The sequence below is a fragment of the Saccharothrix sp. BKS2 genome, from assembly GCF_047689505.1.
GTDB lineage: Bacteria > Actinomycetota > Actinomycetes > Mycobacteriales > Pseudonocardiaceae > Actinosynnema > Actinosynnema lopnurensis.
The window spans coordinates 612,861-633,441 of sequence record NZ_JAUQOL010000002.1; the positions used below are offsets into that span (position 1 = coordinate 612,861).

General features: G+C 72.9%; 18 protein-coding genes and 1 pseudogene. 11 read left to right on the forward strand and 8 right to left on the reverse strand.

Features of this window, described 5'->3' with window-relative positions:
* Positions 1 to 364: 364 nt before the first annotated feature.
* The 7 genes from Q5530_RS05585 to Q5530_RS05615 all read right to left on the reverse strand — a co-directional run bounded on the left by Q5530_RS05585 (position 365) and on the right by Q5530_RS05615 (position 8,158).
* Complete coding sequence (locus tag Q5530_RS05585; protein ID WP_415361112.1) at positions 365 to 3,502, reverse strand: bifunctional DNA primase/polymerase; 3,138 nt, start codon at positions 3,500 to 3,502, stop codon at positions 365 to 367.
* Entirely contained in the window at positions 3,499 to 3,864 is a 366-nt protein-coding gene (locus tag Q5530_RS05590) for a hypothetical protein (protein ID WP_415361113.1), read from the reverse strand. Before Q5530_RS05590 ends, Q5530_RS05585 begins: the two co-directional genes overlap by 4 nt.
* Positions 3,865 to 4,055: 191 nt before the next feature.
* Positions 4,056 to 4,241, reverse strand: a complete 186-nt coding sequence (locus Q5530_RS05595; protein ID WP_415361114.1) for a hypothetical protein — start codon at positions 4,239 to 4,241, stop codon at positions 4,056 to 4,058.
* 215 nt (positions 4,242 to 4,456) lie between these two features.
* Positions 4,457 to 4,612, reverse strand: a complete 156-nt coding sequence (locus Q5530_RS05600) for a hypothetical protein (protein WP_415361115.1) — start codon at positions 4,610 to 4,612, stop codon at positions 4,457 to 4,459.
* 230 nt (positions 4,613 to 4,842) lie between these two features.
* Positions 4,843 to 7,005 carry an FtsK/SpoIIIE domain-containing protein gene (locus Q5530_RS05605; RefSeq protein WP_415361116.1) on the reverse strand — a complete coding sequence of 721 codons (2,163 nt, stop codon included), beginning with the start codon at positions 7,003 to 7,005 and terminating at the stop codon, positions 4,843 to 4,845.
* The gene (locus tag Q5530_RS05610) at positions 7,002 to 7,973 is read right to left on the reverse strand and encodes a hypothetical protein (protein WP_415361117.1); all 972 of its coding nucleotides are present in this window, start codon (positions 7,971 to 7,973) and stop codon (positions 7,002 to 7,004) included. Before Q5530_RS05610 ends, Q5530_RS05605 begins: the two co-directional genes overlap by 4 nt.
* Complete coding sequence (locus Q5530_RS05615) at positions 7,970 to 8,158, reverse strand: hypothetical protein (RefSeq protein WP_415361118.1); 189 nt, start codon at positions 8,156 to 8,158, stop codon at positions 7,970 to 7,972. Before Q5530_RS05615 ends, Q5530_RS05610 begins: the two co-directional genes overlap by 4 nt.
* Positions 8,159 to 8,277: 119 nt before the next feature.
* Here Q5530_RS05615 and Q5530_RS05620 point away from each other — a divergent pair.
* From Q5530_RS05620 to Q5530_RS05650, 7 genes and pseudogenes are all read left to right on the forward strand, one after another.
* Positions 8,278 to 8,829: pseudogene (locus Q5530_RS05620) on the forward strand (CpaF family protein); the annotation flags it as partial.
* Positions 8,830 to 9,446: 617 nt separating this feature from the next.
* Entirely contained in the window at positions 9,447 to 10,151 is a 705-nt protein-coding gene (locus Q5530_RS05625; RefSeq protein WP_415361119.1) for a type II secretion system F family protein, read from the forward strand.
* Positions 10,148 to 10,699, forward strand: a complete 552-nt coding sequence (locus tag Q5530_RS05630) for a type II secretion system F family protein (protein WP_415361120.1) — start codon at positions 10,148 to 10,150, stop codon at positions 10,697 to 10,699. Before Q5530_RS05625 ends, Q5530_RS05630 begins: the two co-directional genes overlap by 4 nt.
* The gene (locus Q5530_RS05635) at positions 10,696 to 10,887 is read left to right on the forward strand and encodes a DUF4244 domain-containing protein (RefSeq protein WP_415361121.1); all 192 of its coding nucleotides are present in this window, start codon (positions 10,696 to 10,698) and stop codon (positions 10,885 to 10,887) included. Before Q5530_RS05630 ends, Q5530_RS05635 begins: the two co-directional genes overlap by 4 nt.
* Positions 10,888 to 11,291: 404 nt before the next feature.
* Entirely contained in the window at positions 11,292 to 11,627 is a 336-nt protein-coding gene (locus Q5530_RS05640; protein WP_415361122.1) for a TadE family type IV pilus minor pilin, read from the forward strand.
* A complete protein-coding gene (locus Q5530_RS05645) occupies positions 11,624 to 12,028 on the forward strand; it encodes an Rv3654c family TadE-like protein (protein WP_415361123.1) in 405 nt (134 codons plus the stop codon). The genes Q5530_RS05640 and Q5530_RS05645 overlap by 4 nt, the downstream gene beginning before the upstream one ends.
* A 273-nt stretch (positions 12,029 to 12,301) precedes the next feature.
* The gene (locus tag Q5530_RS05650) at positions 12,302 to 12,892 is read left to right on the forward strand and encodes a bifunctional DNA primase/polymerase (protein ID WP_415361124.1); all 591 of its coding nucleotides are present in this window, start codon (positions 12,302 to 12,304) and stop codon (positions 12,890 to 12,892) included.
* Here the strand turns inward: Q5530_RS05650 and Q5530_RS05655 are convergent.
* Positions 12,862 to 15,243 (reverse strand): DEAD/DEAH box helicase, encoded by a 2,382-nt coding sequence (locus Q5530_RS05655; protein ID WP_415361125.1) that lies wholly within the window; start codon positions 15,241 to 15,243, stop codon positions 12,862 to 12,864. The two genes, Q5530_RS05650 and Q5530_RS05655, sit on opposite strands and share 31 nt — an antisense overlap.
* Before the next feature lie 383 nt (positions 15,244 to 15,626).
* Between Q5530_RS05655 and Q5530_RS05660 the strand changes: the two genes are divergently transcribed.
* The 4 genes from Q5530_RS05660 (at position 15,627) to Q5530_RS05675 (ending at position 20,533) form a co-directional block, all read left to right on the forward strand.
* The gene (locus tag Q5530_RS05660) at positions 15,627 to 17,930 is read left to right on the forward strand and encodes a sodium-translocating pyrophosphatase (protein ID WP_415361126.1); all 2,304 of its coding nucleotides are present in this window, start codon (positions 15,627 to 15,629) and stop codon (positions 17,928 to 17,930) included.
* 121 nt (positions 17,931 to 18,051) lie between these two features.
* Positions 18,052 to 18,729 (forward strand): hypothetical protein, encoded by a 678-nt coding sequence (locus Q5530_RS05665; protein WP_415361127.1) that lies wholly within the window; start codon positions 18,052 to 18,054, stop codon positions 18,727 to 18,729.
* A gap of 142 nt (positions 18,730 to 18,871) precedes the next feature.
* Positions 18,872 to 19,498, forward strand: a complete 627-nt coding sequence (locus Q5530_RS05670; RefSeq protein ID WP_415361128.1) for a hypothetical protein — start codon at positions 18,872 to 18,874, stop codon at positions 19,496 to 19,498.
* Positions 19,499 to 19,966: 468 nt separating this feature from the next.
* On the forward strand, positions 19,967 to 20,533 hold the full coding sequence (locus Q5530_RS05675) for a hypothetical protein (RefSeq protein WP_415361129.1): 567 nt from the start codon (positions 19,967 to 19,969) through the stop codon (positions 20,531 to 20,533).
* The last annotated feature ends 48 nt before the right edge of the window (positions 20,534 to 20,581 follow it).

Sequence of the window (20,581 nt, forward strand, 5' to 3'; positions counted from 1 at the left end):
CGGCCTGGGTAGGAGTGCGGGTAGGGGTGGATTCCGAAGGTTTTCGCAGGTCAGTGGCACTAGGTAGGAGTGGGTAGGAGTGAACCTGCCGCCCTACCCACACGAGCGCGCACCTGCGCCCGTCCGTACGCCACACGACGACCACGACAACAACTCCTCACACGCTTGGATTTCGAGGTCACTCCTACCCACTCCTACCCACGTGGTCTGAACTGCGGAAACCTGAACAATCCACCCCTACCCGCACTCCTACCCAGCCCGATTTCACTCCTACCCTCACCCCTACCTTGATCCACTTCTCGACCCCGGACATGCCGTGACCCCGGCCGTGGAGACCGGGGTCGCGTGGGTCGTGCTGTGGAGGTCAGGCGTCCTCGCTCGCCAGGCTGGCCCAGTACGCCTCCTCCTCGTCGTCCCGCGTGGCCTGCGGGGTCTCCTCGCCGTCCTCGGGCCCCGTCGCCACGTGCGCGGTCGGGTGCTCCGCCACGGGGGGCGCGTCCGGGGACTCGGGGATGAACACGCCGCCGTCGTCGCCGTCCATCTGGGACTTCGTGCCGTTGTTGTGAATCCGGTAGATCGACTTGCCCTTGGCCGTGCCCTTGGTGACCCGGTACGGCCCGAACTGCTTGTCCACGATGCTGCCCAGCCACCTGCCGAAGGCGGAGCGCCGGTCGGTGCCCATCGGGCCGATCTTCGTGGGCAACTCCAGCTCCAGGCCCTCGACCATCTTCAGCAGGTCGGCGGCGGACACGGCGGTGAGGGCGTAGGAGGCGCGGCCGGGCTTGATCACGTCGCCGTCGGCGTTCTTGATCTCCTTCTGGCCGGGGTCGTTGGCCCAGGAGAACATGAACCCCTCGGTGAGCTGGGCTTCGGTGTCCACCTGCGCGGCGACGGCGTTGCGGTTGGTCAGCAGGCCCTTGATCCCGGCGTGGTCGAGGATGCTGCCGACCACCTCGACCCATTCGGTGAACGACCCCATCGTGGGCAGGTTGTCGGGGATCGGGCGACCGGCCTTGAGCCACGACTGGATGACGACGAGCCAGCTCCAAATGACCTGGCCCTGGTTCTCGCGGACCCAAGAGCGCAGCTTGGGGTGCCGGAACCCGGTGCGCTCAGAGGGCTTGCCGTGGTAGCCGTGCACGGTGTGATCGAGGCGGACGCGCACGGTGCGCCGGGTCAGCTCGGAGGACATGGCGATGTTGTTGCCGCTCACGGCCCATACGGCGGGCGGGTGCTGCCGGACCAGCTTGCTCTGCCCCAAGACGCGACCGCTGATCAGCGGCCACGCGGTGACGGCGCTCGCCAGGGGGCCGCTGTCCATCTCGCCGTGGACGTTGTCGTAGATCACGACGCTCGGAGCTTCCATCAGCGACGAGATGATGGTCTTCCACCACTCGGACGCCTGGGTGGGGGCGGCCTCGACGGTGAACCCGCTCATCAGCGGGTTGAGGGTGACCTCGGTGAACAGGCCCTTGCCGCTGCCCTCGGTGGGCGCGTCGATGGCGAACAGCGGGCACGGCCCGTCGATCATCGGCCGGGTGATCAGGGTCAGCGGCATGGCGAAGGCGTGCGCCCGGTCGGCCTCGGAGGCGAACGGGAAGTCGCCATACATCTCGTGCAGGGTGTCCAGGGCGGTGCTCACCTCAGCCAGGCTGGGGTCGTCAGGGACCTCGGGGACGAGGACGCCGCCGCGCGGGCGCAGGAACAGGACCTTGGACTCCTTGTCGTAGCCGGGCCGGGTGATCAGGCGGCCGGACGCGGTGAAGTACGGGGCGTTGACCACGCGGGCGACGTTGGGCAGCCCGGTCTTCTCCGGGTTCGCCAGCAGCGCCTTGACGACCCGGATCGGCGGGTCGGAGGGGGTGTCCTTCTCCTTGCCCTCCTCGTCCAGCGACACGTGGACGAAGTCGATCCGGCGGGACAGCTCCACGGACAGCTCGTCCGCGCCAAGCTGCCGCAGGACGCCGTACTCGGGGCTGACGGTCGCCAGGGCCTCGCTGCCATGTGCGAACAGCGTGGGGTCGGTCAATTCTGCCACCAGCAGGTGCTTGACCGTGTCGTCGTACATGTCGCGCAGGTGGCGGGCGTTGATCCGCACGCGCGGGCGCTTGTCGCCGGGGCTCTCCTCCAAGGCCGCCCTGGTCCTGCGGCGGCCCTGGGGCTTCTCGTCGGCGGCTGGCACGGTGTCGGCCTGCTGCGCCCGGTCCGCCGGGGCCGGTGCGGGAACGGTGTCCTCGTCGTACTCGACGCCGTCGGCCGCCATGCGGGCGCGCTGGGTCACGAGGTCGTCCAGGCCCACGTAGGCGATCTGCTCGTCGTCCAGGCCGAACGTCGTCACGGCGTCCTCACGGTCATAGGTGCCGCTGAGCACGGCCTTGCGGACGGAGGCGACCGTCTCGCGGTGGACGGGCGGACGGATCCACGGACGCTCGTCGGGCTGCCACGGCCGCAGCAGCCCGGAGGAGAACCCGCTGTCCAGGGTCGTGGTGGTCTCGGCAAGGCCGTCCTTGCCGACGTAGCCGTTGGCCTCGGCCGCGCGCCACAGGGCATCGCGGGCCTCGTCCTCTCCGATGCCGTTGGCGGGGTCCGCGACGAGCCCGGCGACGGCGTGCGCAGTGTCATTGAGCTTCTGGTTGCGCCCGCTGCCGGTGTTGCGCAGCTCGTTGACCAGGTTCTCGAACACGCGGCGGCCGGACCCTGTGGCGGTGGAGCGGAACGTGCCCGTCCCGGCGGCACGGGCCGGCGCGACGGGCCGGGGCTGCTTGTCGATGCGGTCCAGTGCCCACCCGGGAGGCTGGGCGAGCGGGGCCATGCGGTCGACGCGGTACACGCCTTTGTTGCTGCTGCTGGGCGGCAAGACGATGTAGCCGCCCGCGCCGCGCACGTCCACGCCCGTGGCGATCCTGTTCTTGTTCTCCGCGCCGACGCCGTTTCCCCACGGCTTGCCGTCGCCGCGCCGCCGCGTCGGCCATGCGAACAGGAAATGCGGGCCACCGCCGCCGCTGGTGTTCGTCCAGGTGGCGGGCCAGTCGCCGCCGTTGGCCTCGATCTCCGCGCGCAGCGTGTCGCGGCCGTCCACGATGGACCCGTCGGCGGTCTTGTGCGCGGTGTCGGCCTCGAACACCAGGATGCCCGCCTCCGGCCCCATCGCGCCGCCGATGTTGGCGCGGGGGAACCGCGTCCACCACTCGACGACCTGTTCCACGTCGGTGCTCGCGCCGAGCACGCCGTGACACAGCCGGTGCCCGCACTGCTCGAAGCAGCGCCGGGCGGCCAGCCCGGCGGCCTTGGCGGACTTGCACGCGGCGCACCCGCCGCGCGGCCGCTTGGACCAGTCCTGCGCGCCGGCGGGGAGGGTGCCGGGGGTCCGGCGGTCGCCCAGTGGGACCACGGGTACGCCGTGGTTAACGGCCCACCAGATCGCCCAGTCGAGCAGGGGCGCGTCAGCGGCCGGCGGGTCGAACCTCCGCAGGTGGGCGCTGGTGTCGAGGGCCGCGCTCACGCCGTACCGCCACGGGGCACGTCGGCGGTGGCGACGAGCGCCGTGCCGTGCCGGTGGAAGATGATCAGCCGCCCGCCATGGTGCGCGCTGACCCGCACGCGCACGGAGCGGACGATCTTGCGGGGTGCGCCGAGCATCGCGATCATCTCGCGCTCGCCGGCGCTGGGCTCGCGGTCGCGGACCTCGCCGGGGTGGGCCGTCAGCCACGCGAAGTCGGCGGCGCGCTGCGCGCGGTCGTCCACTGCGACGGGGCAGGTCGCCTTGTGCACGAGGGAGAACGGACCGCGCCCGGTGGGCACGAGGTCGGCGTTGCAGTCAGGGCACCGTCGGGGTTCGCGCAGGTCGACGGGGTGTGACACCATCGTGGTGAGTCCTTTGGGGGGTGTGCGGAACGCCCCCATCCCGGTTCACGCGCCGGCCTTAGCCGGCTACAATCGGGACGAGAGCGGTTCCTGTGAGGGGATTCCGGTCTCAAGGCCCTCCGCCCCGGTGTGCTACCACCGGACTCAGGCGGGGGGCCTTTTCACTGCTCAGGGGCGGTGTGCCCCCGTGTTCACGCGGCGGCCGGGCCGCCGTTCTCGTTCCCGCGCTCGGCGGCGACGCGGTCCCATCGGACCCGCACCACGCGCCGTGCGAACTCGCTGCGCTGCTCGGGGGTGGTTCCCGCCCAGCGTGCGCGAGCCGCCGCCTGGTGCGCGCGGGACTTCTCCGAATTCGGGACGGTGTAGCTACGCGTCATGTCGAACTCCTCCCAGGGGTCGATACAAGCGGGGACATTACATGCGGGCCGCCTCGCCGGCAAGCTGCGCACCCCCTCTGACCTGCGGGTTTGTCTTCCCGAGTTAACTCGGCGCATCAAATAGGAATGACTAGCCGAGTTAACTCGGTGCGGCCAGAGCAGTATTCTGCGAAAACGCAAAATGGCCGGGGTGAAAGCCGCTCCGGCCCCGTCGGTCAGGGGGTGGTGCACACCGCCGACGGCGGGGCGGTCGCGGTGCCGTCCGGCGTCGCGCTGACCAACCCGAACACGTAGGCGGCGACGCACGCGGCGGCGGCCAGGGCGAGCCACCGGGCGGGCCGGAACTCGCGGGACGTGCTGATGGTGGGCATGGTGTCCTCCCTGATGTGCCGACCTCGACCGTGTGCCGAGGTGGTCGGAACAAGGCCCGGAATCGGGCCTGAGAGCCCCTGTGAGGGCGATCTGCGGTGAGCCCGCGGTGACCTCGGAACAAGCCCGTCCGTGCAGCTCACGGGCCTGTCAGGCGGTCTTGCGGGGTCGGAACAGTGGCACCGAGGGTCGGAACGGCCGTGCCGACCGTTCCGACCCGTGTTCCGGCCCGTCAGCCGCCGAGCGCGGCCCTGATCGCGCCCACGTCGACCACCGCGACCGGGTTCGGGTGGCCCTCCACGCGCCGCTTGCCCGCCGACGGCACCCCGGCCGCGCGCAGCTCCTCGCCGAGTCGCTTCGGCGTCCAGTCGAGTCGCGCCGCCAGCTCGGCGACGGGCACCGTCCCGCGCTCGTCATCGCCGAGCACGTCGGCCAGCGCCGCCAGCACCTCCGGCAGCAGCTCGGCGTCCACCGGCCCGTCGTCGTCCGCGTCGGCCAGGACGGCCAGGACGGCCGGGTCCACGCCGCCGGTCAGCGGGCGGCCGGCGGCGTCGCCGGTCAGCAGCCCCAACGCCTCCCGGCGTTCCCTGCCGATCTCCGCCGCCGCCCGCGTCGGGCCGAGGTCGAGCTTCGCGGCGCGGATGACCACGCCCTCGTCCGCGCCGACCCCGGAGAGGTCGTCGGCGACCAGCCAGGCCGCGCCCCGGTGCCGTGCGGTGAACGCGGTCGCGGACACCCCGGCGGCGTGCATCCCGGTGCCCAGCACCATGTCCGAGGCGGCCTGCGTGGGCAGGCGCAGCGCGGCCCGGCTGCCCACGTTGTCCCGCAACCGGGTCGGCACCGACTCGGCGGACGGTCGCTGCGTCGCCAACATGACCGTGCAGCCCGCCGCCGGACCCTTGCGGATCAGCCAACTCACCTTGTCCACGATCACGCGGCGCAGCGACTTGACCTCCTTGTCGTCGCTGCCCAGCGCCTCGAACGTGAGTTGGCACTCGTCGATCGCGAGCACGATCCACGGCATCCCGGCCGCCGGGTCGGTGGCGAGCGCCCGCGTGATCTTGCCTTCTGGCACGTCGGCCTCCGGCATGGCCTTGAACCGGCGATACCGGTCCAGCACCTCGTTCTCGACCTCGACCAGCAGCTCCAGCAGCCGCAGCAGCGTGGGCACGGTGTCCTCGCCCTCCGCCGACGCGATCAGCAGGCGGTGCGCCACCGGGCGCAGCGGGTTGAAGTCCGCGCCGTCCTTCAAGTCCACCGCGTAGATCCGCGTGTGCGGGTCCAGGCACGCGGCGACCAGGAACAGCCTGAGCAGGTTGGACTTGCCGTAGCGGGGCAGGCCGCCGATCAGCCACGCCGTCCAGGTCAGGGCCACCACGACCTCACGGCCGCGTGCCGTCGCGCCGATCGTGATCCCGTCCCAGATCGACAGCTCCGGCAGCGCCTCCAGGTAGGAGACCAACGGCGGTTCGGCCAACGGGTCGGTGTCGGCGACCCACATGCGTAGGCGGGCCGCGTGGCCGCCCTTGCCGCGCACCCGCTCCAGCACCACCTGCGACTCGTCCACGCCCAGGGCACTCGCCAGCGCCTCGCGGGCGGCGATGGCCGAAGACGCCTTGCGGCCGGCGGGCAGGTCGACCACGGCCGCCCAGCCGGTGCCGTCGTTCACCGGCCGCTCGGCGAACAGCAGCACCTCGCGCGGGCCGATGACCTTCGCTGCGCGGAACGCCTCCACGAACGCGGCCCCGTCGATCGTCCACGCCAGCGTGCGCGGGCCGGGGAACACCGACTTGCGGCCCGGCGTGCCGTCCTTCCTGCGCCCCGCCACGGCGAGCACAGCCGAGGCCACGCCGCCCGCGATCATCAGCGGCACGGACCCGACGGCCAGCTCCACGACGGTCCCACCGATGCCGGCCACACCGACGCCGATCCCGGTCACCCGCCAGCGGGCGCGGGACAGCTCGCGCACGTCGTCGAACCGGGCTACCACCGTGGCGGCCCCGGCCTCCTTGGCGGCGTCGCGCAGCTCGGCGACGCGCACCCACGCCCGCCAGGTCCGCCACGTGACGACCGTGCCGCGCGCGACGGCGGCCGGGTAGTCCAGCGGCACCCGTGCGACCCGCGCGCCCAGGTCCCGGCCGGCCTGCCGCCGCGCGGCCGGGTCGCCCAGCAGCGCGGGCAGGCTTTCGGTGAACCGCCGACGACGCTGCGCCGCGTACTCGACCTCGTCCACCAACTCCCCGGTCAGCACCTCCGGCGCGGGCTGCACCGGCCCGGCGGCCGGGGCCGGCGTGACCGGCCCCGGCTCGTCGGCGGGCGCGGGCACGGCCGCGCCGGGGAACGGGATCAGCTCGCCCGTCATGTCGTCCTCGTCTTTCCGGATCGGCGCGCTCACGCGGCACCCCCGCGCAGGGCGTCGCGGACCTCGCGGGCGGTGTCCATGCCGCAGCCCAGGGCGGTGCGCAGCCGGTTCGCGGACGGGTCGGCGGGCAGCTCCCCGGCGGCGATCAGGTTCCGCGCACGGGCCGCCAGGCGGCCGGTAAGCCCGTCCCCGGCGGGGGCGGTCGCGGCGGCATTTCCGCTGTACGACGCGGGGGTAAGGCCGGGGTAAGGGGCGGCGGCGGGGCCGGCCGGGAGGCCGTGGTCCAGCTCGGCGAACGCGGTCCAGATGATCGGCAGGACGGCCACCGCGCCGACCGCGATCAGCGGCCCGACGGCGTGCGCCAGGAGCTGCATCGGGTCGAACCGCTCGACCTGCCATGGCAGGTACGGCCACACGTTGAGCGTGAGCGTGACGCCCAGCGCGCCGTACTCGACCACGGTCAGGTGCCGGTGCCGCAGCACCCGGCCCCGGGCCGCCAGGAACGCCCGCGCGCCGACCACGACCAGGAGCACGGCGGAGATCACCGGCTCCACGGCCCACGCGCCCCACCACGCGGCGGTGCGCTCGACCATGCCCAGGGTGAGCGTGTGGTGCACGCCCGTGGTGGACCACGCCAGCGCCCCGACCAGCGCGGTCAACGCCACGGCGGTGAGCACCAGGCGCACGCGGGCGGCCTGCCAGGCGCGGGCCGCAGGGTCCTGCGCCAGGGCGTGCAGGCGGGCCGCCTCCGCCGCCCGCTTGCGGGACCGGCGCACGCGGTCGGTGTCCACGAGCAACGGCGCGGCGTCGGCCTGGAGGTCCAGCAGCGCGTGCGACTCGGCGACCTCCGCGCGCAGCTCCCGGACCCTCCGGGTGTCGGCGGGCGGCGTCGGGGACTGCGGAACGGCCGGGGCGTGACCGGCCACGAACTTCTCCAGCTCCGCCACGGCGTTCTCCACATCCTCGTCACTCGGTTCGGGGAAGGGGACGTGCGCGTTCACCGCTGCACCCCGCAGTCGTCGCCGGGGCACTCGGTGATGGACCAGGTGCGGCGGGCGGCGGCGCTGCGACCGCCGAGCAAGTTCGTCGCGGCGCGCAGACGTTCGGCGGCGGCGCGGTCCTCCAGGCAGTGACCGGAGGAGGTCCAGCCGGACGGCTCCGTGTACGTGAGGTGCTTGCGGGTCACCGCAGGGCGGGGACAGGGATGGGGCAGGATTGCGGGCACGGCGGACCTCCAGCGTCCGTCTAGATCCCGCTTGGTGTGACAGCACCGGGCGGGATCGTCTTTTTGGGTGTCTCCGCCGGGGCTTCGGGAAGACCACCCTGCTCGCCGCGCTCCTCGGCTGCGTGCCGCACCACGAACGAGTGGTCTGCGTGGAGGACGCGGGTGAGCTCCAACCCGGACACCCGCAGTTCGTCCGGCTGCTGGCCAGGGGGCCGAACATCGAGGGCGCGGGCGAGGTGACGATGCGCGACCTGGTCCGCCAGGCACTGCGGATGCGGCCGGACCGGATCGTGGTGGGCGAGGTGCGCGGCCCCGAGGTGTGCGACCTCCTGTCCGCGCTCAACACCGGCCACGACGGCGGTGCGGGCACCCTGCACGCCAACTCGCCGGCCGAGGTCCCGGCACGGCTGGAGGCGTTGGCCGCCCTCGGCGGGCTGGACCGGCACGCGCTGCACAGCCAACTGGCCGCGGCGGTCAAGGTCGTGCTCCACGTGCGCCGCGCCCCAGACGGCACCCGGCACCTGGCGGGAATCGGCGTGCTGCACCGGCGGGACGGTGATGTGGTGGTCGAGCCGGCCTGGCAGCGCGACATGGGCTGGCACGACGCTGCGGTCGCACTGAGGTCCCTGGTGGGTTGGCCGGAGCCGCGCTCCTCGCCGCCGGCACCTACGGCGGACCCGGCACCTCCGCCGGACCTGGCACCCATGACAGGTGCGGCGCTCACGCCGGGCCTGGCACCTGCGCCGGGCCTGGCACCCACGCCGGACGCGGTATCCACGCCAGCTGTGGCACTCGTGCCGGGCGGGGCTCTCATGCCTGGCTGGGCGGATGCGGCTGGCTGGGCGGATGCGGCTGGCTGGGGCAGTGCGGCTGACGGGCCTGGCAGGACCGGCACGACTGGCGGGGCGCAGTTGGCCGGCAGGGCGGAGTTGGCCGGCCGAGCCTGCGGGGCGGAGCTGGTTGGTGAGACGGAGGTAGTCGGCGGAGCAGAGCTGGCCAGCGGAGCAGAACTGGCCAGCGGGGCGGAGCCGGCCGGTGGGGCCGGCGGGGCAGAGGTAGTCGGCAGGGCGAAACTGGCCGCCGGAGCCGGCGGGGCGAAGTCGGTGGCCGCGCCGCTGCTCATCGGCACGGCACCGCTGCCCGAAACCATCCCCGTGGTCAGGACGAGGTCCGAGGCGGGTGTGCCATGAGCCTCCTGCTGCTGGCGGCTGCGGTCCTGCTTTATCCATCACGCTCCGCTCGCCGACGCTTGGCTCTGCTCCGGGGTCGGCCGGTGCGCCGGTGGCGGCTCCCCGCCCCCGGCCGGCCGGTCGTGGTGGCGGTGGGCGCGGCCGTCGGTCTGCTCGCCGGTGTCGGGGGTGCGATCGCGGGCGCGGTGCTGGCGGTGACCGCCTGGCACGGTCACCGCGAGACCGTGGGTCGGCGCGCGCGACTCCGGACTTCCGCAGCCTTGGCCGAGGGCTTGAACGCCTTCGTCGCCGAACTGCGCACGGGCGCGCACCCGGCCAGGGCCGCCGCCTGCGCGGCCGAGGACGCGGAGCCGCCGGCCGACGGGGTCTTGCGGGCCATCGCCGCCGCGTCGGCTCGGGGCGGTGACGTCGAGGTGGCGCTGGCGGGGTTCCCGGACGCCCGTCACCTGGCGCGGGCGTGGCGGTTGGCGGCGGAGCACGGCGTGCCGCTGGCCGACGTGCTGGAGGCGGTGCGCCGGGACCTGGACCGGCGCGCGACGTTCACCCGGCAGGTCCAGGCCCGCATGGCGGGGCCGCGTGCCAGCGCCGCCGTCCTGGCCGGTCTGCCGCTGTTCGGGGTCGTGCTGGGCGAGTTGTCCGGAGCGGGTCCGCTCGCCGTGCTGATCGGTACCGGGTCGGGGCAGGTGCTCCTCGTCGTCGGCGCGCTGCTGATCTGCGCGGGACTGCGCTGGAGCGGTCGACTGACCAGGCAGGTGATCCCGTGAGCCTGTTCCTGCTCGCCTTGGCGCTGCTGGTGTTCCCACCACCCCGGAGGGCCGCGTCGAGGCTCAAGCCGGCCCGCGCCCACCCGCGCGAGCTCAAACCCGTCCCGCCGGACCCGCTCGCGGCGGCGGCGGCCTGGGACCTGCTCGCGGCGGCGCTCCGGGCGGGGCTGCCCGTGGCCAGGGCCGTGCACGCCGTGCGTTCGGGTGTGCCGCCCGGCCCGGCCGAACGCCTGCGCGAGGTCGGGGACCTCCTCGCCCTGGGCGCGGACCCGGTGACCGCGTGGTCCAGGGCCCTGGACCACCCCGACATCGCGCCGCTGGCGCGGGCGGCCCGGCGCACGGCCCGCTCCGGCGCGGCGCTGGCGAGCGCGGCGGCGGACCTCGCCGCCGAGGCGCGGGCGAAGGTGTCCGACCAGGCCGAGGCCCGTGCGCAACGGGCGGCGGTGCTGGTGGCGGGACCGCTGGCGCTGTGCTTCCTGCCCGCTTTCCTGTGCCTCGGCGTGGTGCCGGTGGTGATCGGTCTGGTCGGCGGGGTGAGCGAGCGATGACGAATGTCCACTTTGGAGGAAAGGGGAAGAAGTTGTTGGACGACAGGGGAACTTCGACGGTGGAGTACTCGCTCTGCCTGCTCGCCGCCGCCGCACTGGCGACGATCTTGATCGTGGTGGTGAACGGCGACTGGGTGGCCAGGGAGGTCCAGGGAATGCTGGAACGGGCCTTCACGGTGAGCGCATGAGGACCGGCTGCGCGTCGAACCGGGAGAACTCGGCGGCTCGGGGGAAGAGCAGGGGGAAGTGGTGGCTTCACCGGGTCCGCGCCAGGGCCGAGCCGGGGGAGGAGTTGCCCCGGAACAACTCGCCGACCGGGGCGGTCGCGGGCGCCGTGCCGGCCGCGCGGGTTCTGCCGGCCGCGCGGGCTGCGCCGGCGGCATGGACCGCACCGACTGCGCGAGCCGCATCGGCCGCGCAGCTGGCATCGCCCCGACGAGCCGCACCAGCCGCACGGACCGCACCAGCCGCACCAGCCGCAGCGGCTGCGCGAACCGCACTGGCCCTGCCGGTCCTGCCCGCCGTGGACGGCGGTGGGCGGGCTGCGGGGCGCGGTCGGCGTCGGGGCGGGTGGTGCTCGCGGTGGCGGTGGGTGTTGCGCGGGGACCGGGGCGCGGTGACCGTCGAGGCGGCGATCGTGATGTCCGGGTTGGTCATCGTGCTGGTGCTCGGTGCGTCGGCGGTGATGGCGGTCGTGGACCAGGTCCGGTGCACGGACGCGGCCCGGGAGGCGGCTCGGCTCGTCGCTCGGGGGGACGAGGGGCGGGTGGGTGCCGTGGTGCTGGCGATCGCTCCGGTCGGGGCGTGGGTGTCGGTTCGGCGGGAAGGGGACGGGGCCTGGGTCGAGGTGGCGGTGTCCCGGTTGGGCGTGGAGTTGCGGGCCCGTGCTTACGCGGTCGTGGAGCCGGGGGTGGTGGGGGTGCGATGAGGAGGTTGCGGCTCGGGGACGACCGAGGGGCCGCTTCGGTGTTCGCGGTCGGTGTCGCGGGGGTGTGGTTCGGGCTCGTCCTGGTGGGGGTGCACGTCGGGGAGGCCGTGGTGGCTCGGCACCGGGTGGCCGCTGCCGCCGACCTCGCGGCCGTGGCGGCGGCCGGGCACCTGGTGGCGGGGGTCGGCGCGGCGTGCGGGAAGGCCGAGGTGGTGGTGGGGCGGATGGGTGGTCGGTTGACCGGTTGCGAGGTGGACGGGTGGGAGGTGAGCGTCGTGGTGGTCGGTGAGGCCCGGTCGTCCGGTGGTTCCGCGGTGTCCGGTGGTTCTCCGCTGTTCGGCGGTTCTCCGTTGTTCGGCGCGCCGAGCGCGCGGGCACGGGCAGGCCCGGCTGAAGGATGAACCCCTGCTCCCGCGACGAGCGGTCGTTCATCGGCGGTGAGCGGGCTCACCAGGCCGCAGATTCGCGGCCTGGCGGGGTATGGGCAGTTCCCCCGCCGTTCTGCCGCTCGTCCGCCGCTGTTTCGCTCGCCGTGCCGAATCGACCAGTTGTCGACTGGCGGTTACCAGAACCCCCGGTCATGTCGTTAGTTCAAGTGGCGGCACCGACGCGGTGTCGAGGAACACCCGACACGGTGTCGCGGGCCGACAGGCCGATCAGGAGGCGAACTAACGATGGAGTGGTCGGATAGCTGGCGCGGGGCCTTCCGCATCGAGCTGCGCGCGGAGGCGGTCAACCTCGCGTGGCACGGGTGGTCTGTGCTTCCGGGCACCTATCCGGCGGGTGGGCAGTGGGCCGGTCGCGACGGTGCCGAGGACCACGGACCGGTGCCCGTCCACCGCGATTGGCAGGACCGCATCGGCACCCGCGCGGACCAGGTCGCCACCTGGTGGACCGGCGGCTCCTACAGCATCCTGCTGGCCACCGGCCACGGCGTGGACGCCGTCGAGGTCGACGCCGACCTGGGCCGTCGGGCGGCGGTGGCGTTGCGCGCCACCGGCATCCCGGTCCCGATCGTGGCCACGCCCGCCGGGCGCTGGATGTTCCTGGTGGCCTCCGGCGGTGTGGTGATCGCCGACCCGGGTGTCACGCACCACGCGCAGGGCGAGTACGTCCCGCTGCCGCCGAGCCCGGCCCACCACGGGGTCGTGCACTGGCGGGTCAAGCCCCAGATCTGCGCCTGGCAGCTGCCGCACGCGAACGTCGTGCACGAGGCACTGCTCAGCGCACCGAGCTACGACCTGGTCGCCGCCGACCGGTCGTGATCCCCGTGGCCGTGCCGGGCGACGCCTCCGGGGTCTACCCCGACCACCCCGAGCACGACGTCCAGCACGGCCACCCCGCCCGCCTTGTCCAGCGGATCGTTGCCGTTCCCGCACTTCGGCGACTGAACGCAGGACGGGCACCCGGCCGGACACGCGCAAGCCGCGATGGCCTCCCTAGTAGCGACCAACCACGGGACGACCGCGTTGAACCCGCGGTCGGCGAACCCGGCACCGCCCGGATGACCGTCGTGCACGAACACCGTCGCCTCCCCGGTGTCCTGGTGCAAGGCGGTCGAGACACCTCCGATGTCCCAGCGGTCGCAGGTCGCGAAGAGCGGTAGCAGGCCGATCGCCGCGTGTTCGGCAGCGTGCAGTGCGCCGGGGACGCGCGCCGGAGCCAGACCGGCGCCCCCCGGCGCACTGCCCAACAACCCCGACGACACCGCGTACCAGACCGCCCGCGTCACCAGGGTCAGCGGCGGCAGGTCCAGCACCACCGAGTCGATCACCTGGCCGGACGGCAGCTTCCGCAGGTAGCCGACCACCTGCGAGGTCACCTCGACCTCGCCCAGGCACACCGTCACCCCCGGGAACCGGCGCTCCTCCAGCACCCGCACCACCGAGATGTCCTTGGTGTCCCGCGCGGTGGTCGACCAGTCCGGCCGCTCCGCGTGCACGAGCGCGATACCGGTCTCCAGGTCCAGCTGGTCCACCACGTACGACTCGCCCTGGTGCAGGTAGACCGCGCCGGGGTGCACCGTCCAGTGCGCCGAGCCCGGGTCCACCGTGCCGAGCATCCGGCCCGAGTCCGCCTCCACCACCACGACCTGCTCGCCGCCGGAACCGCGGATGTCGACGTCGGCGTGCGGCCGGTCGCGCGACGTCCAGTACCAACCGTTGGGCCGTTTGCGCAGGACCCCCTCGGCCGTCAGGTCCGCCAGCACCGCGAGCGCCGCGTCACCGCCGAAGTCCGCCGCCGAGTCCGGGGTCAGGGGCAGCTCCGCCGCGGCGCAGGCGAGGTGCGGCGCGAGGACGTACGGGTTGGTCGGATCCAGCACCGTGGCCTCGACCGGCCTGTGCAGCACGGCGGACGGGTTGTGCACCAGGTAGGTGTCCAGCGGGTCGTCCCGGGCCACGAACACGACCAGGGCGTCCGAGTCGCCGGTCCGACCGGCGCGGCCCGCCTGCTGCCAGAACGAGGCCAGCGTGCCCGGGAAGCCCGCCACCACGACGGCGTCCAGGCCGACGATGTCCACGCCCAGCTCCAGGGCGTTGGTGGTGGCCAGGCCCAGCAGGTCGCCCGACGACACGGCCCGCTCCAGCGCCCGCCGCTCCTCGGGCAGGTACCCGCCGCGGTAGGCGGCGACCCGGCCCGCCAGCTCCGGGTCGACCTCCGACAGCAGGCGGCGGGCGCCCATCGCGGTCAGCTCGGCGCCGACGCGGGAGCGGACGAACGCCAGCGAGCGGGCCCCCTCCACGGTCAGGTCGGCCAGGATGCGCGCGGTCTCCGCGCCGGCCGACCGGCGCACCGGGGCGCCGTTCTCGCCCTCCAGGTCTTCGAGCAGGGGCGGCTCCCACAGCGCGACCGTGCGACCGGCGCGCGGCGAGGCGTCCTCGGTGACGGCGGCGACGTCCACGCCGAGCAGCGCCCGCGCCGACGCGGCCGGGTCGGCGACCGTGGCGGAGGCGAGCACGAAGGTGGGGTCCGCGCCGTACCGGGCGGCCACCCGGCGGAGCCGGCGCAGCAGCAGCGCCACGTGCGAGCCGAAGACGCCGCGGTAGGTGTGGCACTCGTCGATCACCACGCAGGACAGCCGGCGCAGGAACCGGATCCACCGGGCGTGGTTCGGGAGCACCCCGCGGTGCAGCATGTCGGGGTTGCTGAACACCCAGTTGGCGTGGGCCCGCACCCAGTCGCGCTCCGCGATGGGCGTGTCGCCGTCGAACGACGCGGCGCGCACGCCGGGCAGCCGCAGCTCCTCCACCGAGCGCAGCTGGTCCGCGCCGAGCGCCTTGGTGGGGGACAGGTAGAGGGCGGTGGCCTTCGGGTCGGTGGTCAGGGTGCTCAGCACCGGCAGCTGGTAGGCCAGCGACTTGCCGGAGGCGGTGCCGGTCGCGACCACGACGTGCTCGCCGGCCCAGGCGAGTTCGGCGGCTTCGGCCTGGTGCCGCCAGGGCTGGGGCACGCCGCGTTCCACCAGGGCCGAGGTGACGGCCTCCGGCACCCAGGACGGCCAGGGGGCGTGTCGGGCGGGGCGGGGTGGCAGGTCCTCGGTGTGCGTCAGCGGCGATTCGCCGGTCGGCACGCCGGCGAGGACCCGGTCCAGCAAACGACGTCCCTGGTTCGCCACGTTCGGCAGCTTCGCACACCGGGGGTGGGGTGGGGTTCGCGCGGGAGGAGCTGGGGGTGGGGGTGTTGGGGGACTTGGGGTGTGGCGGGCTGGGGAGGGCGGTGGGCCCGGCCAGGCGGAGCTGTAGTACTACGGCTGCTTCGGGTGTGTTCACACGTTGTTCGGGGTACTGGACGGGGCTGTGGCGCTTCCTGTGTGGATAACGGTGTGTGTACGGATCGACGCGCGTCGTTGCCCTGTTGCGCGCTATGAATAGACTCCGCCGCTATCGCATCCAATGAGGGATGCATCACGTTGTGACGAGGGTGACAGGCACGAAAGTGACCGGCCTCACATCAGCGGGATGGCCCTCATCGGGCCAGAAAAACTCACCAGGAGGACGGATGTCCCGGCAATTCCTCGCGGAGGGCTTGGAGCTCTCCGGAGGTGATCGCGGCCTCGTGGCCGTGATCGCCGTGGTCGCGCTGGCCGCCCTGGCCGTCGGGTACGTTCTGCTCCGGGAGGTGCTGGCCGCGGGCCAGGGCACCCCGAAGATGCAGGACATCGCCAAGGCGGTCCAAGAGGGCGCGGCGGCCTACCTCAACCGGCAGTTCCGCACGCTCGGCATCTTCGTGGTCGTCGTGTTCGTGCTGCTGTTCGCGCTCCCGGCCGAAGACACCTGGGAACGCATCGGCAGGTCGCTGTTCTTCATCGTCGGCGCGTTGTTCTCGGCGATCATCGGCTACCTCGGCATGTGGCTGTCGACCCGTGCGAACGTGCGCGTCGCCGCCGCGGCCAATGAGACGGGTGGCCGCGAGAAGGCCATGCGGATCGCGTTCCGCACCGGTGGCGTGGTCGGCATGTTCACCGTCGGCCTCGGCCTGTTCGGCGCGGCGCTGGTCGTGTTCGTCTACACCGGTCAGGCCCCGAAGGTGCTGGAGGGCTTCGGCTTCGGCGCGGCGCTGCTCGCGATGTTCATGCGGGTCGGCGGCGGCATCTTCACCAAGGCCGCCGACGTCGGCGCCGACCTCGTCGGCAAGGTCGAGCAGAACATCCCCGAGGACGACCCCCGCAACGCCGCGACCATCGCGGACAACGTGGGCGACAACGTCGGCGACTGCGCGGGCATGGCGGCCGACCTGTTCGAGTCCTACGCGGTGACGCTGGTGGCGTCGCTGATCCTGGGCACCGCCGCGTTCGGCGTGCAGGGTTTGCTGTTCCCGCTGATCGTCCCCGCGATCGGCGTGCTGACCGCGGTCATCGGCGTGTACATCACGAGGGCCCGCGTCGGCGAGAGCGGCCTGTCGGCCATCAACCGCTCGTTCTACATCTCGGCGGTCATCTCCGCGGTGCTGTGCACGGTGGCGGCGTTCGTCTACCTGCCCTCGTCCTTCGGGGCGCTGGAGGGCGTGTCCGAGGCCGTGGCCGCGACCGGCGGCAACCCGCGGTTCATCGCGGCGATGGCGGTCATCATCGGCATCCTGCTGGCCGGCGTCATCCTGTGGCTGACCGGCTACTTCACCGGCACCGAGCACAAGCCGGTGAAGGAGGTCGGGCGCACCTCGCTGACCGGTGCGGCGACGGTGATCCTGTCGGGCATCTCGATCGGCTTCGAGTCCGCCGTCTACACGGCGCTGGTCATCGGCGCCGCGGTCTACGGCGCGTTCCTGCTGTCCGGGTCCGTGGTGGTGGGTCTGTTCGCGGTGGCGCTGGCCGGCTGCGGCCTGCTGACCACGGTGGGCGTCATCGTGGCCATGGACACCTTCGGCCCCGTGTCGGACAACGCGCAGGGCATCGCGGAGATGTCCGGCGACGTGCACGGCGAGGGCGCGCAGATCCTCACCGAGCTGGACGCGGTGGGCAACACGACCAAGGCCATCACCAAGGGCATCGCGATCGCCACGGCCGTGCTGGCCGCGACGGCGCTGTTCGGGTCTTACAAGGACGCGATCTCGCAGGCCCTGGCCGACGTGTCGATCGGCCTGGGCGAGTTGCCGATCTCGTTCTCCAACCTGGTGTCCGACCCGAACGTGCTGGTCGGCGTGGTGATCGGCGCGGCCGTGGTGTTCATGTTCTCCGGCCTGGCGGTCAACGCGGTGACGCGGGCGGCCGGTGCGATCGTGTTCGAGGTGCGCCGGCAGTTCCGGGAGAACCCCGGGATCATGGACGGATCCGTGAAGCCGGAGTACGGCCGGGTCGTGGACATCTGCACCCGCGACTCGCTGCGCGAGCTGGCCACCCCCGGTCTGCTGGCGGTCATGGCGCCGATCGCGGTCGGGTTCGGGCTGGGCGTCGGGCCGCTGGCCGGGTACCTGGCGGGCGCGATCGCCACGGGCACGCTGATGGCGGTGTTCCTGGCGAACTCCGGTGGCGCCTGGGACAACGCGAAGAAGCTGGTCGAGGACGGCAACCACGGTGGCAAGGGGTCGGACGCGCACGCGGCGACCGTCATCGGCGACACCGTGGGCGACCCGTTCAAGGACACCGCCGGTCCGGCGATCAACCCGCTGATCAAGGTGATGAACCTGGTGTCGGTGCTCATCGCGCCGGCGATCGTGACCTACTCGGTGGGGGCGGACGCCTCGGCCGGGGTGCGGTACGCGATCGCGGCGGTGGCCACGGCGATCATCGTGGCGTCGGTCGTGGTGTCCAAGCGCCGCGGGACGGCCATCGCGGACACGCCGGCGGAGGCCACCACCTCGGCGTGAGCCGCGCGTTCGGTTGGTCTTTCGAGTGCAGGAGGAGCGGGGCGCCCGGTGCGGGCGTCCCGCTCCTCCGCGTCGGTGGGGCAGACTGGGGGTGGGTGACGGAGAGGTTGGGAGTGCCCTGATGAGGTTTGTTCCGCTGGTGGCCGCGGTGCTGGTGGTGGCCGGGTGCGGGTCAGGGGGGGACTCCACCGCGCCGTCGTCGTCCGCCCCGCCGGAGGAGGTGGCGGCGGTCGCCTACATGGACAAGGTGTGCACGGCGGCCTCCGCGTTCGTGACGACCACGAAGACGCCGCCCCGGCTGGACGGGGGCGACCCGGTCAAGCTGAAGGCCGACATGGCCGCGTACATGGGGCAGATGGCCGAGGCGTTCACCCGGACGGCCGGTCAGCTGCGGGAGGTCGGGCCCTCGCCGGTGGCGGGGGAGGGTGAGCAGGTCGAGCGGATGGCGGTCACGTTCACCGACATCGCGAAGAACTTCAGCGACGCGAAGGCGGCGTTGGAGGCGGCTGACGCGAACGACCCGGTGGGTGGGTTGCAGGCCGCCGGTGAGGCGATCGCCCGGTTGGACTCGTTCGTGGAGCCGTTGAAGCAGTTGGAGGCGTCTCCGGAGTTGGCGGCGGCGGCGGAGAAGGCCGAGGCCTGTCAGTCGTTGCGCACGTTGACGCCGCCCGCGGGTGACGCGCCGGAGAGTGGTGCGCCGGAGAGTGGTGCGCCGGAGAGTGGTGCGCCGGAGAGTGGTGCGCCCGGGAGCGGTGCGCCGGGCAGTGACGCCCCGGAGAGCGTTGTGCCCACTTCGTGAGGTTTCGCGGGTTACGGGACCACCTGGGCGGGGGTACCTGACGGGGGCGCGTGCCTGGATCAGTGCGTCCGGGGCACGGCAGCCGTGGTGTGGGTGGCGTAGTAGGTTGCGCCCTCTGACTTTCACCCTATGGGGGGTAATTGTGAAGGTTGTCCTGAAGCGCCGCGTGGCGGTCGCCGGTGCGTTGGCGGTGGTGTTGATGACCGCCGCCTGCGGGGGCAGCGGGTCTTCGGGCTCGGCGTCCGGCTCTTCGACCGCGGCGGCGACCACCACCACGACGGCGGCGGCCGACGCCGACCCGGTGGAGTGGGCCGGCACGTTCTGCGAGGGCATCGGGCCCACGGTCGAGGGCGTGATGAACCTGCTCAAGACCATGTTCGAGGGTGGTGCCGAGGACCCGGCGGTGCAGAAGAAGGCGCTGCTGGACTACAGCGGGCCGGCCGGGAAGTCGCTGACCGAGGCCGGGGCGAAGCTGGAGGAGATGGGCGCGCCGTCGGCCGACAGCCAGGAGCTGCACGACGAGCTGGTCAAGTTCTTCAGCGACTCCGGGGTCACGTTGACGCAGGTCAACGAGGAGCTGGCGACGCTGGACCCCAACGACCCGGAGTTCGCCACCAAGCTGGAGCAGCTGGGTGGGGACCAGGCCGACCCGTCCAAGTTGCAGGAGCAGGTGAAGAAGCTCCAGAACGACCCGGTGCTGGGTGAGGCGTTCAAGCAGGCCCCGCAGTGCGTGCAGATGACGGAGATGCTCAAGTCGCTGGGCGGCTGACGGCGGTGGCCGTTGTTGTTGTTTCGGCTGGTTGAGGCTGGTTTGGCCTGTGGTTGCGTAGGCCTCGATTTGACATGGGGCCCTTACGAGTACCGGAGGCAGGCCGCAGCCGGCAGGCACGGCGGGGGAAAGCGTCCCGCCGAGCCTGCCGGCTCCGACCAGCCTATGGCACTCGAACCCATGTCAAATCGGGGCCGTGGTCGGTGCGGTTCGTCGTGTTCCCGGCTCGGTGCCTCTGACCTGGTGTTTCTTTCGGGTGTTGCGCGAGTCGTACGTTCGGGGCCCGCGAGTCGTACGTTCAGGCCCGGTGAGTTGAGTGTTGGCGCGAGTCGAACGTTCATGACCACCGTGTCGAACGTTCGGGGTGGGTGAGTTCTGCGTTCGCGGTCCCTTGTGGCTGGTGGGGCTGGTGGGTTCAACCCTTCGGAGACTGGTGGGGGTCGAACGTGTGTTCTACGCTGCTTGGCCGTGGGGCAACTGTCCTTCTTCTCGGCGGAGGCCCGGCAGCCTTGTGTCGCTGACCTGGCGGGTTTGCTGTGCGGACCCGGCCAGGCGCTGGGGTTCGCCCGGGGGCGGGCGGCCCGGGTCTCGGTGGGGGTGGACACGGAGGTCCGGGGGCTGGCCGTGGTCGCGGCGTTGGCCGAGCGGGCGGTGGGGGCCCGGGTCGAGGTCGGGGACGAGGGGTTTCGGGTCTCGACCGCTTTCCGAACTGATTTGACCGGGTTGGCCTCCCAGTGGCTTGATGGTGGGAGGAAGGTCGTCCCGCCGGGGTTCGCCCTGGACGGCGGGGTGCTCCGCCTGTGGGCGCTGGCGTCCGGTCGGTGGATCGAGTCCGGGTACTTCCTGGGGCTCGACGCCGGGGCGCCGGACACCCACGAGGCCCTGCGCGGGGCGTTGGGCTCGGCGGGGCTGCCGTCGACGATCTCGGGCGGGCCCGCACTTCGTGTGGTCGGTCGGAGGCGGCTCGAACGGCTCGCGGAGCTGGTCGGACGGGCTCCGCGAGGGGTTGCTGAGCGCACTTGGCCGGCCGCGTAGCGCGCACTCCTGGCGGAAGATCGGGCACAGTTGTGTCACCCTGTCCCG

Coding starts and splice junctions, on each gene's coding strand:
- Q5530_RS05660 (WP_415361126.1), top strand. CDS start 15,627: ATGTCCCGGCAATTCCTCGCGGAGGGCTTGGAGCTCTCCGGAGGTGAT.
- Q5530_RS05645 (WP_415361123.1), top strand. CDS start 11,624: ATGAGGAGGTTGCGGCTCGGGGACGACCGAGGGGCCGCTTCGGTGTTC.
- Q5530_RS05650 (WP_415361124.1), top strand. CDS start 12,302: ATGGAGTGGTCGGATAGCTGGCGCGGGGCCTTCCGCATCGAGCTGCGC.
- Q5530_RS05635 (WP_415361121.1), top strand. CDS start 10,696: ATGACGAATGTCCACTTTGGAGGAAAGGGGAAGAAGTTGTTGGACGAC.
- Q5530_RS05595 (WP_415361114.1), bottom strand. CDS start 4,241: ATGACGCGTAGCTACACCGTCCCGAATTCGGAGAAGTCCCGCGCGCAC.
- Q5530_RS05590 (WP_415361113.1), bottom strand. CDS start 3,864: ATGGTGTCACACCCCGTCGACCTGCGCGAACCCCGACGGTGCCCTGAC.
- Q5530_RS05665 (WP_415361127.1), top strand. CDS start 18,052: ATGAGGTTTGTTCCGCTGGTGGCCGCGGTGCTGGTGGTGGCCGGGTGC.
- Q5530_RS05600 (WP_415361115.1), bottom strand. CDS start 4,612: ATGCCCACCATCAGCACGTCCCGCGAGTTCCGGCCCGCCCGGTGGCTC.